Below are 13,592 nucleotides of genomic sequence, written 5' to 3'. Positions count from 1 at the left end.
TGATTGTATCGCCCGACGAACAGATTGGCCCAAAACGTCCGGATTTCGGCGTCCTAACCGTACCGTGCCACAGTTTACGTGCGTTCGGTCCGTTGGTCGATCACGGTAGTTCAGTCGTGATAGCTCCAGCGTCTATCGGAAATAAGCAGATCTGCGAGTTACTCGACGGTGACGCTCTTCGCGAGGTTTCGTGGTTTGTCGATTTTTCGTCCAAGGTGTCTGGCCGTGTGGTAAGCCAACAGTTGATACTGGACGTTTACGAGTACCGGCGCCAACTCTCGGCTCGTCGATGGAACTCTGAGAACTTCGTCAGCGAGGCGTTCGATGGATGACGTCCCATCAGTGATAGCTACAAGCGGCGCACCGCGTGCCTTCACCTCCTCGGCGTTCGCCACCGTTTTTCGGACAGTTTCGTTGTCACCGACGGCCGAAACGAAGACAGGCGTCTCGTCCGTCACCAGCGCGAGTGGACCGTGTTTGAGTTCGCCCGCGGCAAACCCCTCCGCGTGTTCGTAGGTTATCTCCTTCATCTTTAACGCCCCCTCTAACGCGACGGGGTACTGCAACCCACGCCCGATGAAAAAGTATCCCGAACCGTCCGCGAGGCGGCTAGCGATCTCCCCCGCGGTGGTCGTGTCGAAGAGGCGTTGAATCTGTCCCGGAAGCTCGTCGAGTGCCGAGACGAGTCGTCGAGTCTCGTGATTCGACTCGGTCGATGACGAGTGGAGTGCGAACAGGGTGAGTGTGACGAGCTGACTCGCGAACGTCTTCGTTGCGGCGACGCTGATTTCGGGTCCGGAGCGGATGTAGAGCGCCTCGTCACACTCCCGAGCGGCGGAGCTACCCACGACGTTCGTCAGCGCGAGCGTTCGAGCACCTCGCTCGTCGGCCGCACGAAGTGCAGCGAGCGTGTCGGCCGTCTCGCCGCTCTGCGTGACGCCGACGACCAGCGTACCGTCCTGAACAGGTGCTGGAGTCATCGCGTACTCGCTCGCTAAGAACGCCTGTGCCGAAACCCCACGCTCGCGGAGCATCTGTGCACCGAAAAGCGCCGCGTGATAGCTGGTTCCGCAGGCGACCAGATGAACCCGGTCTACGGAGTGATAGTCGTCGAAAGTATCGAGCGAAATAAGTCGGTCGGTGGTGGACCGGTTACGGAGACATTCACGGAGTGCAGCCGACTGCTCGTAAATCTCCTTTATCATGTAATGGTCGTGATGACCCTTTGTGATTTCTTCGACGTCCCACTCGATGGTCGTCTGTGCCTTCGATTGTCGCTCACCATCCTCGTCGATGATCGTGTATCCGTCGGGTGAAAGGAAGGCGAATTCACCGTCGTCCAGGTGAATGACACTGTCGGTACGCTCGATCAGCGCAGTCATGTCGCTCGCCACGTAGGTGGCTTCATCGCCGACGCCGAGGACGAGTGACGAATCCTGGCGGGTCGCCATCACCTCCTTTCGCGATTCGAAGACCGCCGCAATCGCGTAGCTTCCCTCCAGTTTCTCGACCGCACGATGGAACGCCGCTTTCGGCGACGAACCGGCGTCGAGATAGTGACCGACGAGATGCGGGATGACTTCGGTATCCGTGTTGCTCTCGAACTCGTGTCCCAGCGAGCGCAGGTCGTCACGGAGCGATTGGTAGTTCTCGATGATGCCGTTGTGAACGACTGCAACCCGATTTTCACAGTCCGTGTGCGGATGCGCGTTGGCGTCCGACGGTTTTCCGTGTGTGCTCCAACGTGTATGTCCGACCCCAGCCACCCCATCGACTTCGATCTCCGATTCGACCGTCTCGACGAGTTCGTCGAGTTCTCCCTCCCGCTTGACGACGTGAATATCCGAGTTGCTGACCGCCAGTCCCGTCGAATCGTAGCCGCGGTACTCCAGTCTCGCCAAGCCGTTCAGAAGCACAGGGACGGTATCCCCTTCGTGCCCTGCACAGCCGATGATACCACACATGAAAATCACCCTCGTGTGTCGGTGGTACGTTTTTCCGACGTCCGGCTAGATTCGAGTCCATCGTTCGTTCTCCGTTGCTTTTTCCTCAGCGACCGCGAAATACCGGTGCTACGGCAAGCTATTGTTATCATAAACAACGTCGGCCTGCTATGGCACCGATCTCCATTGTTATTTAGTCGATTCCGACCTACTAATCTAGATATTTTTCTAGTATTTTGGAAGAATATCAGGAAGGACGACACTAATTGCCAGATACGACACGACAATACGCGATAGTCGAATGAGACCGCCATTTTCATCGACGAGAACCGATGAGAGCACCCATTACCCTCCCGAAGCGGCGGCCCCTCCAAAAATGACCCTACCGAACCGCAAGCGGGTGCAACAGAGTGGTATCAACTGTTCGACCACCGATGGAGCGAGGGAGGTTTGGGAAAAATCACTGCTTAGTGATCGGTTATGATGAGTGAATATACAGTATCGATATGAAACACTGTTCGTCGTGTAGAAGGACACGACTACTGGACCGTTCCAGTAAGCCTGGACTGCGGATCGACAAGACATTCAGTCCCAGTTCGCCGATGCACACAGATTGGGGTGGAACTGAGGGATGGGTCGTTCCACTGGAGCGGGCCGACGAACCGGCGAACAGCATTCTAGCGACCCTCAAGCCGACAGACGAGCGTCAACAGCGCGACGAGTGCACACGTGATCATACCGAACGGACATTTCCTGTGGAAAAATGTACGAACAGACACGAAACCACCGACAGAACCGTCCGTGAGCAACAGTTCTCCGTCGATGCGACGAAATCGAACCCATCCACCGAAATGTTTTATGTCCGGACATGACCTGATAAACGGAAGCACTCTTTGTATCAGCGATTGGCACTAGGTTCGGGATGGGGGATCTAACGTTAGTGACAATCTTGGGGACTCGTCCGGAAATCATCAAACTATCACCGCTCATACGAAGGTGCGACGAGAACGGAGTGTCGAACAAGGTCGTGCATACGGGCCAGCACTACTCCGCAAACCTGGATTCGATCTTTTTCGAACAGCTCGATCTACCGACACCGAACTACAATCTCGAAGTCGGCTCGGATATACACGGCCGACAGACCGCCGAGATGCTCCGAAAAATCGAGAACATCGTCGTCGATGAGAATCCGGATGTCGTCCTCGTCCAAGGCGATACCAACTCCGTTCTCGCTGGAGCGCTCGCGACGGCAAAACTCGACAGCGAGTTGGGTCACATCGAAGCGGGTTTGCGAAGTTTCGACCGTGAGATGCCCGAGGAGGTCAACCGAGTGCTTACTGACCACGCGGCGGATTTCCTGTTCGCTCCTACCGAGAAATCACGCGAGCTTCTGCTATCCGAAGGGATTCCCGACCGAAAAATCACCGTCACCGGAAACACCATCGTCGATGCGGTCGAGCAGCATCGACGAATCGCAGCCGACAAAAGTTCGATCCTCTCGGAAAACAACCTTACTCCGGGGGCGTTCGCTCTGATGACGGCACACCGAGCCGAAAACGTCGATGACCGCGAACGGTTTTCGAACATCCTGCGTGGTGCCCACTCGTTTGCGAACGAAACCGGACTTGATATCGTCTATCCGATTCATCCGAGAGCCGAAAATCGCGTATCGGAGTTCGACCTCCCCATACCGGAGACGATCGAGACGATCGAACCGCAGGATTTCCTCGATTTCCTGCACCTCGAGAACAGTGCAAAGGTGATTCTTACGGACTCCGGCAGCGTTCAAGAGGAAGCCTGTATTCTCAACACGCCGTGCGTGACGATGCGCACGTCGACCGAGCGCCCGGAGACGCTCGATGTCGGTGCGAATACCCTCGTCGGAACCCACCCCGAAGGAATACGGTCGGGTGCGAAGTCGATGCTCACTGTCACGCCCAATTGGCCGAATCCATTCGGGGACGGCACGGCAGCGGAAGGGATTCTTGACGAACTTGCCGAGTCGGTAGAGGGCAACCACTAGACGCTCAGGAGTATATACCTAAGCCCACAAACTAGTTAATGATAGCTAATGACTGTTTCTATGCCATGTCCGTCTTCTTAGTTACGGGGGGAGTGGATGCTACCGAGGCGCCACTTACTGAAGAATCGAGGGGGCACGATGTTTTGGTTGCTGACCGACCGTCGAACGAACGCCAGCGCTACTACCAGTGTGGTGTGAGTACGTACCGACGAATCGAGCGTGTTTTCGGGGAACGAAACTGTGACCTCGTCTATCATCTTATCCGCGGATTCGGGCGACAGAGCGAGGAAGCATGACGTCGAATAGCACCGATCAATCGACCACACGAGAGTCCGTCGAAACCGTCGTCGTGGTGGGGATGGGGTTCATCGGTTTGCCACTCGCGCTGCTCCTCGCCGAGAACGGGAAACACGTCGTCGGAGTCGATATCGACGAGAACGTGGTGAAAGCGATCAACGACCGAACGCTCAACTTCGACGAAGCAGAGTTCGAATCCCTACTGGCGAGCGACGATGTAACGGAGAACCTCGATGTCCGGACCGAACCGGTCGAAGGGGATGCGTTCATCATTTCGGTCCCAACACCACTTGCAAATCCGACGAAGTCACCCGACCTAAGTTACGTTCGGAGCGCGCTGGAGTCCATCATTCCGCATCTCACGGACGGTGATTTGATAAACATCGAATCAACGCTCCCGCCGCAGACGTGCGAAGAGATGGTCGTTCCGCGACTGGAACAGGCCGGATTCGAACCGGGAGATGACGTGTCTCTCGCGCACTCCCCTGAACGAATACTTCCGGGAAACGTCTTCGAGGAGATTCGAACGAACGACCGCGTTATCGGTGGAATCGACGAAACGAGTATTCGCCGTGCGACAGAGATATATCGACCGTTCGTGGAGGGAACCATCTACACCACAGACTTACTCTCGGCGGAGCTGTGTAAACTCATCGAGAACACGTTCAGGGATGTAAACATCGCATTGGCGAACGAGTTCGCGCTCATCGGCGAACGGCTCGGCACCAACATGAATGAAGTCATCGAACTAGCGAACAATCATCCTCGCGTCGATGTTCTCACGCCGGGTATCGGTGTCGGCGGTCACTGCCTGCCGGTTGATCCGTGGTTCCTCGACGAGATCAATCCGGAGTATTCGAACCTCATAACGAGTGCACGGCGAATCAACGACAAGATGCCCACTGTCGCCGCCCGGAAAGTCCGTCGTTCACTCGCCGAGTACGTCGATCCGAAAATCGTCGCTCTCGGAGCGGCCTACAAGCCGGGAACGTACGACTGTCGGAATAGCTCAGCGATACAAATCGTCGATTCGCTCCGGAGCGACGGCTATCGGGTGAACCACTACGACCGGCACGTGGAAGGAATGACGTACGAAACGCTCGAATCGGTGCTGGCCGAGCACCGACCGGACGTGGTGTTACAACTCGTTCCACACCCGAAATCGGTAGACGAACTCGATGTACTCGAACCCTGGTTCGTCGAAAACGACGTAAAGCTGCTTCAGTTCGGCGGGACCGACCCACTCGACCCCGAATCGAGAATCCAGTTATGAAGGACGAACGGAGCGCGTATTCGTCGTTTCGCGGTTGTTGCCCCTGCATCAGTCGGCGGAGCACATCACTAGGCGAAGCGGAGCAATCTCTTCACCGACGAGTTCACATCAGATGTCCACTATCGACCGTTCCGTAGGGCGAGTTCTACCACACGCTCCGTCCGGGTGTGATTCTACTACTTTCGGGTGTTCGTCGAAGCCGTGACAACGTCCAATCCTGGGGTACCATCGAATAGCCAGACGATGAGTGCCACGGCCACGAGGAGGAGTTCGAACGCGAAAAATCCCGACGCGTCGAACGGCGAAACGTAGACAGGATGGTTCGTCGGGAACGAACGGATGGGCCAGAGTAAGAACACTGCGTATTGGTATTGACCGAGCAAAACTGGTTGAAACACGTCAGCAAATGGATGGGTGAGGTATCCGATTGCGAAGGCAGCCCAGAAGTTTCGAATACCCCTTCGTCGACAGTAACCGTACGTAATGGCGAGCAACAAACTCGCCGTCAGTAGCGAATGTGCGAGCGAACGACCCGTCGGCAAGACGCCGAACCCCCACGCAAGCGGTTTATCGATGATATCCGGAAACTGCGTTCCGAGGGCGAGTGCGAAAACTTCGTAATCAGTCGGCGGGCGCGCTGACCAGGTTCGTCGAAATCCGGAGTACGCGATGTATCCCACCGCCAGATGTCCCCACGGCCACATGCCGAGTGTCTCAACTTGGGTTGTCTTAATCACTCTGGGGGTCTCGATTCTCCGGATTCCGAGCGCCGCATAACGGTCCAACGGCGCTCGGTGTACGAAAAGTTGTGACCCGCTTAGCAACCTTTGCGGAATTTATAGAGGTTGTAGAGCGTGGTACCGCGCTGCATGAGGCTTCGCTTTCGCTCCGGCGGCATGTCGCTATTTTGAACGCGCGCGATACCGTGCTGATACGTAGCATCGAGTTCAGCACACGACATCGAGTCGAGTTGCGATTGCGTCATCTGTCGGTCCTGTGCGGCAGTCGTTCCGGCAAAACCGGCAGCGAGAATACTGCCAGCGAGTAGTATGACCAGCGCGCTTCTCAGTTTTCTTGTCATGGATTCACACGGGAGTCAAAACTCCCCACAGGTGCGTCGCCAAGTCGGGACTTCAATCCGGGCCACCGTTCTCGTATCTTCATCCCGTTATCGATACCGTAACGTCGATTTTGGACAGCGGCACCGGCGGTATCGTCACTCACACCAAATCCCCGGCGTCGGTGTCGAAGGAAACCCGTAAAACTAGTGGGTAGCATCGAGTTCCGGAGACGAAATATTCGAAACGGCCGTCCAGTCCCGGTCGAACGGATAGAATGCCCGACATCGAAATCCAGAGTCGGTTGCGAGTACCGGCCAAAAAAACCGAACCAGCAGTCATAGTTGCAAGGGTTGCATCCGAATCGGGTGTCAACCCGGTATAGTCGTAGACACCTGGGGATGAGCGAGAAACTATCGATTGTCAGTAATATGGTTTCGATAGTCGTTTCGTAGTTATTTGATCCCGCTAGGTGCCGTGCACTGCCGATATGCCTTCGCTAGACGTACACCTCTTCTCGAGTACGGTTACGATTGTAACGACAGTACCCAAGCGTCCGTCCTCCACAGTACGATTTTGTATAGCGATAGGCGATATACACACGAGAGTGGTCCGCTTCGGCAATCGTGGGAGAAACACGGGAAGGGCAACGCTCTCGCCGTCTTTCTTCGGCAAAGCTCGAATACCGCTACGGATCGCCTGGACCCCACGACACCAAGAACGGAACCACGATGTGGATATCCTCCCGATGTATCCGATTAGACTCGAAAAATGGACTACTTCGTTCGACGCGCACCAGGGTCCGGATTGTCGAGTGTCGGTTCGGTACAGAATCGAGGCCTCGGGCCGTTTCCGATAGGTCTGTGAAATCGACGAGAGATGTTGCGTAAACCCTATGCTGAGATATCAAATCCACTCGGGATAGCGAATATCCACGGCAACGTTCGAACCGACAGGCTCAGTGATTATCGAAAGGAATACAGCGTCATTACCGGTGAGACGCTCATCTCATTTGCTCGCCAACTAGTTCGTCCGCACGGTCGATAAACGTTCGTTCTTCACCCTTCGGTATCGTCGCTCCTGCCGCAACGTTGTGACCACCACCATCACCGCCAACGGCACGCGACGCCTCTTTCATTACGACCGAAAGATCAAGCCCGCTGCGTGTGAGGCCCGGCGTTCCGCGTGCGGAAACTTTCACTTCCTCGTCGTTCTTTTCGGCAAAGGCAAAGATGGGCGTTCCGCGGTCGATACCGTCGGCACCGACGGCCATTCCGGCGACGATACCGACGATAGTTTCGCGGACACGGTCTTCGGCATGAAACCACTGAACGTGCTCCTCTCGATTGACGCCCTCGGACTGCACCCAACTGATCGCTTCCGAGAGGTTACGGCGGTGGTTCGTCAAGAGGGTTCGTGCGCGTTCTAATGCCTCACCACGGTCGCCGAGGCAAACAGCGAGACCGACATCCGCCCGTTCGTAGCGCGCAGTAGCATTCAGTAGGGTCGAAAACTCGCTTACGTCACGCAGTTCGGTCCCTTCCGGCTCGGCAACGAGGGTGTAGGAGGTCCCAACGAGTCCGCCGATTTTCTGCGCAGGAACGCCCTTCCGCATCGCGCGTTTGACCAGTGCACTGGCGACCGTCTGGCGCTCCTCGTCGGTCAAATCGACCCAGCGACGCCAATCGCCGTCCGCTTTCAAATCGATACCGACACCGTCGAGAAATCGAAGAACACCGCTCTTGTTGTTCGAAATACCGGGAATGTACACGTCGGTCGCATATTCGAGCAGTTTGGGAAGCGGCCTGGTCTGTTTCCCGTACAGCGCGAGATCGGTTCCAGTTTCGACGACGCCGGCTTCGGTACCTTCCTCGACGATACCGGTGTTTGCACCCACGAGTTCGCCATCCGAGATCTGCATGTCGCCGACGGCACCGACGACGGCAAGGGCCGCGAGGTCGCGGTTGTCGCCATTTCTGGGTTCGAGCGCCCGCGCGAGGACGTAGCTTGCTCCTGCACCGGAAAGTTCCGAGGAACCATCGAGGCCGAACAGAAGCGGATTGAGATGAAATTCCGTGTCCGCATCCGCCGGTTGGTGATGGTCGGCGATGATGGGCGTGAAATCGCCGGCGGATTCGTGCTCGGCGATGATGTCGAGTTGTCCGCTTCCGAAGTCCGTAAACAGGACGGTATCGTATTCGGTCGCCGCGATCGCTTCGATTTCCTTCGCGTCGAGTTGTTTACTGAACACGGTTTCGAACGGGATTCCGGAGCGAGACAGCGCGGACGACGCAATCGCGGCGCTCGTCAGGCCGTCGGCGTCGATATGCGAAGCGAGAAGGATTTCATCTGCATCGCGTATTCTGTCCGCACAGGCTGTCGCACACTCGCTCAGTTCCGGAACCGGAGGACTCATCGATACATCCTTGATTCGTCTTCTCGTTTAAACCTCCGCCTTCTCCCGAAGACGTTCGACCGCTTTACGTGCCAATCGGTCGAAAGAGGCGGTTTTGGGGACCACATCGACTCGGATATCGTGGTCACGGGCCGTGTCGTGAGTTGGACCACCGATCGCGCCGACGACCATGTCTTCGAGGTTGGTCAGCGTTTCCTCTCGAATCCCACGGTCTTCTGCGGCCTCTAAGAAGTGTTGGACCGTGAGCGACGACGTGAACAAAACACCGTCGAGTTCACCATTGGCGGCGAGTTCTGTGGAATCTCCCGACCGCTTCGGTCGGACGAGTTCGTAGAGGACGGTTTCGTTCACTTTCGCACCAACGTCGGCGAGGCCATCCGTGAGAACGTCGCTTCCGTGGTCGCTCCGAGCGACTTCGACGCGTTGTCCCTGCACACGGTTCGCGAGTACGGCGACCAATCCGTGTGACGAGAATTTGTCCGGCACGATATCGACCTCGTAGCCGTATTCGCGGAATGCAGCGGCGGTTCCTTCGCCGATTGCGCAGACAGTGGCGTCCCCGGGATTCCACCCAGCCTCGTGTGCTAGTTCGACGCCCGTCTTGCTCGTCAGGACGACGAAATCGGCTTGTCGTGGTTTCTTTCCAGTCGGACGAACCGCAAGCATCGGGTCCGGAACCGGCTCTGCATCGAGCGATTCGAGCAGGGAAACCGCATCCTCGAGTCGTTCGTCATCCGGGCGGAAAACGGCGATTTTCATTCCTCGTCAGCCCCCGTTTCTCGTCTCGCTTCGGCGATGAGGTCTCTGGCACCGCGGTCCGCAAGGTCGCTTGCGACGTTCTTTGCGCCAGTGACGTGGGTTTGAATCGGAACGTCGCGTTTGAGGGAGACCTGTTCCGATCCATCCTGACTGAACACCTGTACCTCGACGTGAACGTTCTCCCCCTGAATGATGGCGTGGACCCCGATAGGAGCGATGCAACCACCGTTCAGTTCGCGAAGAATAGTCCGCTCGACGGTCGTTTCGACCCGTGTCCGTGGATGGTCGAGAACCGTGTTGATGTCCCGGGAACGTTCGTTATCGAGCGTGGTGACTGCCAGCGCACCCTGACCGGGCGCGGGGACGAACTGACTGCGCGGAAGTCTGTCGTACTCCACGTGATGTGCTAACCCACTTCGTTGGAGTCCCGCTTCGGCGAGAACGATGGCGTCGTACTCGGTATCGACGTCGCGTTCGAGTGCCTGTCGTTCGATTTCGGCGAGGTCGTCGAACCACTCCTCGACACGTTTGTCGTAGGGGAACTCGTAGCTGTCCTTCTTTCCGGAGTGCGCTTTCCGTTCTTTTTCTTCCTCAGTACGTTCTTCGTGTTCAGCCTGAAGCACCGGGGCGAGCAGTTTCTCGATTCGCGTATCGACGTTTCCACGCAGGGGTTCGACCGTGAGGTCCGGTCGATGGTTCAGCAGTTGGGCTTTCCGACGAAGGCTTGACGTGCCGACGACTGCACCCTCCCGGAGCGCGTCGATGGGCTTTCCATCGGGCGTAACCAGCACGTCGTTCGCGCTCGCGCGCTCGGGGACGCCCGCGACGATGAGTTCGTTCGGATGTTCGGTCGGCATATCCTTCATCGAATGGATCGCTCCATCGACCTCCTCGTCCAGCACTTTTTGGTCCAAATCACGAACGAACGCACCAGTCTTTCCGAGTTCCGTGATGAGTGCGTCGTCCAACTGGTCGCCAGTCGTCTCCACTTCGACGAGTTCGACCGAGAACCGACGGTCTTCCAGTGCCGCCGTTACCTCCCCCGACTGTCGGATGGCGAGGTCCGACCCCCGCGTCGCCAACGTGAGTTCCTTTCCGCGCTTGCTCATATCCTCCCCTCCGCACTGGATAGTAAAACCATCTTCGCAACCGACCTTTTACGACGGTCAAAAGACGGAGTCTGCGCGATTCGAGCAGACCCCGTCCGTTCCCCTGTAAAAGCTCGACAAAAGCACCGGAGGACGGTTCTGCTCACACGGGAAGCGGCAAGCACTCTACCGGTTGTGTCACCGGCAGCAGCATGGCTATTAATCGACCTGCTGATTTCAGGATGCACGGCGGGAACACCTGCGCCGACCGCTGGCGCAGATGTCCGAACACCCGGGGAGGAGAGGGAACGTCGCGGACAATCGGGGGAGCGGTCGGCACGACTGTCCGCAGGCGGTTTTTGGAGCCAGCAATTCGGGCGATGCTGTGAGTCGTCGTTCCAGAAAACCATCGAGAGCAGAGAAATCATCGACAGCCTCACGAGATCCGCATTCTTACGGAACGCCGAGCTTCTCGTGACGTTCCCGAAGATAATACAGTGCGAAGGGAACACTCAGGACGAATCCGGCGATGATGGCGAGCGAGATATCGATGGTGAAAATCCCAACTACGACTGCTGCGATGAGTCCAAGCAACCCGGAGAGGGCGAAGTTCCGGCTCGACGGCTCCCATCCAGTTTCAGCACGGTTGATTGCGACCGTATCCTGAAACACCGCGAGCGGGAGGATCGCGATGAGAACGGCGAACGGAATTCCGACCGCCACCAGTGAGACGACGGTTGCGTGCGGGATGGCGACGAGAAGACGGACGAAAAACGACGGAGCGGAATCACCGACGAAACTAGGGTCAATCGACATGGCGAACGCGACCCACGCGACGGTCACCAACCAAAAAACGAAAACGATGGGAACCGCCGCGATCCAGTACCACCAGCGCGACTGTACCCGGTCGCCGGAGAGCTGTGGGCGTCTCATTACGTCCCTGTTAGGACGGGGGGATAAAACGAATGTCGCCTGCGGAAGGACGACGAGCCCATCGGAGGGAGTCTACAATGCTTCCTTGTACGCCTCCAACGTTTCCTCGACATCCTCCTCGGTATGGGCGTAGCTGATGAACTGCGATTCGAACTGATTCGCCGTGAGGAAGATCCCCTGGTCCAGCATGGCGGGCCAGAAGAGACGCTCCCAGCGGTCGGTTTCCGCACGGTCAACGTCCGTTTTGTCCTTCGGGCAGTAGTCGAATCGCGGACAGTCCGGATTCTGCATGCAGCCCGCATCACATTGTCCCTCCAAATCACGCGGCCCGTCGCGCGTGAAGACGACCTTGAACATGCTGTCCTGTCCGACCACGGTATATTCCGGCGCGTGGTCGGCGAGGATGTCGGTCAGTCCCGATCGAAGTTTCTCCCCGAGACCGTTGACGTGGTCGTACACGTCGTTTTTCGCGGCGAATCGTAGCATCTCCAATCCGGCGGTCAGTGAGAGCGGGTGACCTGAGTAGGTACCTGCCTGAAACACGTTTCCTGTCGGTGCGAACTGCTCGATGATGTCCGCTCGCCCACCGATTGCGCCGACAGGGAAGCCACCGCCGATAACTTTGGCGAAGGTCGTCAAGTCGGGTGTGACGCCGAACTTGCCCTGTGCACATTGAAGACCGCCGATTCGAAAGCCGGTCATCACCTCGTCGAACACGAGGAGCGAACCGTGTTCCGCGGTCAGTTCCCGCAGGGTTTCCAGATAGCCATCGACCGGCGGGATACTGGCGCAGTTGCCGAGAATCGGTTCGGTCATCACGCAGGCGATTTCGTCGCCGCGTTCCTCGAACAGTTCGCGCGCTGCCTCGGCGTCGTTGAACGGGAGCGTGATGGTTTCCTCGGCGAACGCCGACGGAATCCCGCTGGAACTCGGTTCCGAGGTTCGGCCCGAGGAACCTTGTACAAGTGTTGACTCCTGTGCGCCGTGGTAGCCGCCCTGCATGACGACGATTTTGTCGCGTCCGGTGTAGCCACGCGCGAGACGAACTGCGGACGAAGTCGCTTCCGTCCCGCTGTTGACGAACCGAATCATCTCGACGCTCGGAACATGCCGGGTGACGAACTCCGCGAGTTCGACTTCGACCTCCGCTGGCGCGCCATACATCGGCCCGTCGGCGAGTTGGGACTGGAGTGCCGACTGGACGGATTGGGGCAGGTCGTGACCCAAGAGGAGCGGGCCGTACCCCCCCACGTAGTCGAGGTACCGGTTTCCGTCGGCGTCGATGACGTGCGCGCCATCGCCTCGTTCCACGAAGAACGGATGCGGTCGAACGGCTCGAACGGGGGAGTTGACGCCACCGGGCGTCACTGATAGCGCGCGGTCGTACAGGTTTCGAGAGCGCTCGCGGTTCATACTGGGCCGGTTCGGACTGCCGGGTAAAGTTTGTGTCGAGAATACGTGGATAGGGAGATGAATTATCGAGGAGCCACGTTTGTTGCGGAGTCGGTACGTGGAGTTGGAAATATGACGATTCCAACTGCCAGACGTACGCCTCGTTTCGCCCGTTGCCACCAGGACAGCAGGCGAGCAAGTGCACTGCACTTGCTCGCCAAGTGATTAGTCGGGGTTGCCACCGAATGTTGGGAAGAGAGTTTCAGCCCAGAATCGGCTGGTTGGCCGTGGAGTGGGCGGGCCGATGACCGACGGCTAGCAGTTGGAATCGGCATCATTCGTCTCCCCCGAACGCCTGGCGGAATACGGCCGAAAATGTCTTTCTACTACGAAACAAGTTTATATAGTCT

Annotated in this window: 13 protein-coding genes; 5 read left to right on the top strand and 8 right to left on the bottom strand. The window is 57.5% G+C overall.

Annotated elements, in window-relative coordinates; all coding sequences use genetic code 11:
• Positions 1 to 158 precede the first annotated feature (158 nt).
• The gene (glmS, locus tag OOF89_RS06910) at positions 159 to 1,964 is read right to left on the bottom strand and encodes a glutamine--fructose-6-phosphate transaminase (isomerizing) (protein WP_266079574.1); all 1,806 of its coding nucleotides are present in this window, start codon (positions 1,962 to 1,964) and stop codon (positions 159 to 161) included.
• 581 nt (positions 1,965 to 2,545) lie between these two features.
• On the opposite strand from glmS, the gene OOF89_RS06905 reads away from it, so the two are divergent.
• From OOF89_RS06905 to OOF89_RS06890, 4 genes are all read left to right on the top strand, one after another.
• A complete protein-coding gene (locus OOF89_RS06905; protein WP_266079572.1) occupies positions 2,546 to 2,815 on the top strand; it encodes a hypothetical protein in 270 nt (89 codons plus the stop codon).
• A 50-nt stretch (positions 2,816 to 2,865) separates the two neighbouring features.
• Positions 2,866 to 3,966, top strand: a complete 1,101-nt coding sequence (wecB, locus tag OOF89_RS06900) for a non-hydrolyzing UDP-N-acetylglucosamine 2-epimerase (RefSeq protein WP_266079570.1) — start codon at positions 2,866 to 2,868, stop codon at positions 3,964 to 3,966.
• A 65-nt stretch (positions 3,967 to 4,031) separates the two neighbouring features.
• A complete protein-coding gene (locus OOF89_RS06895; protein ID WP_266079568.1) occupies positions 4,032 to 4,262 on the top strand; it encodes a hypothetical protein in 231 nt (76 codons plus the stop codon).
• Positions 4,259 to 5,536, top strand: a complete 1,278-nt coding sequence (locus OOF89_RS06890; protein WP_266079566.1) for a nucleotide sugar dehydrogenase — start codon at positions 4,259 to 4,261, stop codon at positions 5,534 to 5,536. Before OOF89_RS06895 ends, OOF89_RS06890 begins: the two co-directional genes overlap by 4 nt.
• Before the next feature lie 176 nt (positions 5,537 to 5,712).
• On the opposite strand, the gene OOF89_RS06885 is transcribed toward OOF89_RS06890, so the two are convergent.
• The 5 genes from OOF89_RS06885 to hemC all read right to left on the bottom strand — a co-directional run bounded on the left by OOF89_RS06885 (position 5,713) and on the right by hemC (position 10,878).
• Positions 5,713 to 6,240, bottom strand: coding sequence for a metal-dependent hydrolase (locus tag OOF89_RS06885; protein WP_266079564.1), 528 nt, complete (start codon positions 6,238 to 6,240; stop codon positions 5,713 to 5,715).
• Between the two features lie 113 nt (positions 6,241 to 6,353).
• On the bottom strand, positions 6,354 to 6,617 hold the full coding sequence (locus tag OOF89_RS06880) for a hypothetical protein (RefSeq protein ID WP_266079563.1): 264 nt from the start codon (positions 6,615 to 6,617) through the stop codon (positions 6,354 to 6,356).
• A gap of 980 nt (positions 6,618 to 7,597) precedes the next feature.
• Positions 7,598 to 9,010: a single-stranded-DNA-specific exonuclease RecJ gene (locus OOF89_RS06875; protein WP_266079561.1), complete on the bottom strand. Its 1,413-nt coding sequence runs from the start codon at positions 9,008 to 9,010 to the stop codon at positions 7,598 to 7,600.
• 27 nt (positions 9,011 to 9,037) lie between these two features.
• A complete protein-coding gene (locus OOF89_RS06870) occupies positions 9,038 to 9,769 on the bottom strand; it encodes a uroporphyrinogen-III synthase (RefSeq protein ID WP_266079559.1) in 732 nt (243 codons plus the stop codon).
• Positions 9,766 to 10,878 carry a hydroxymethylbilane synthase gene (gene hemC, locus OOF89_RS06865; RefSeq protein WP_266079557.1) on the bottom strand — a complete coding sequence of 371 codons (1,113 nt, stop codon included), beginning with the start codon at positions 10,876 to 10,878 and terminating at the stop codon, positions 9,766 to 9,768. The genes OOF89_RS06870 and hemC overlap by 4 nt, the downstream gene beginning before the upstream one ends.
• 191 nt (positions 10,879 to 11,069) lie before the next feature.
• Here hemC and OOF89_RS06860 point away from each other — a divergent pair, with 191 nt between their 5' ends.
• Positions 11,070 to 11,246, top strand: coding sequence for a hypothetical protein (locus tag OOF89_RS06860; protein ID WP_266079555.1), 177 nt, complete (start codon positions 11,070 to 11,072; stop codon positions 11,244 to 11,246).
• A 64-nt stretch (positions 11,247 to 11,310) separates the two neighbouring features.
• Here OOF89_RS06860 and OOF89_RS06855 read toward each other — a convergent pair whose 3' ends face one another.
• Together OOF89_RS06855 and hemL are read right to left on the bottom strand one after the other, a co-directional pair.
• Positions 11,311 to 11,790 (bottom strand): hypothetical protein, encoded by a 480-nt coding sequence (locus OOF89_RS06855; protein ID WP_266079553.1) that lies wholly within the window; start codon positions 11,788 to 11,790, stop codon positions 11,311 to 11,313.
• A gap of 72 nt (positions 11,791 to 11,862) precedes the next feature.
• Positions 11,863 to 13,203 carry a glutamate-1-semialdehyde 2,1-aminomutase gene (gene hemL / locus OOF89_RS06850; RefSeq protein WP_266079551.1) on the bottom strand — a complete coding sequence of 447 codons (1,341 nt, stop codon included), beginning with the start codon at positions 13,201 to 13,203 and terminating at the stop codon, positions 11,863 to 11,865.
• Between the last annotated feature and the right edge of the window lie 389 nt (positions 13,204 to 13,592).

Source organism: Haladaptatus caseinilyticus (genome assembly GCF_026248685.1).
In the GTDB taxonomy this organism is placed as follows: domain Archaea; phylum Halobacteriota; class Halobacteria; order Halobacteriales; family Haladaptataceae; genus Haladaptatus; species Haladaptatus caseinilyticus.
This window is presented reverse-complemented; position numbering and strand designations above follow the sequence as displayed.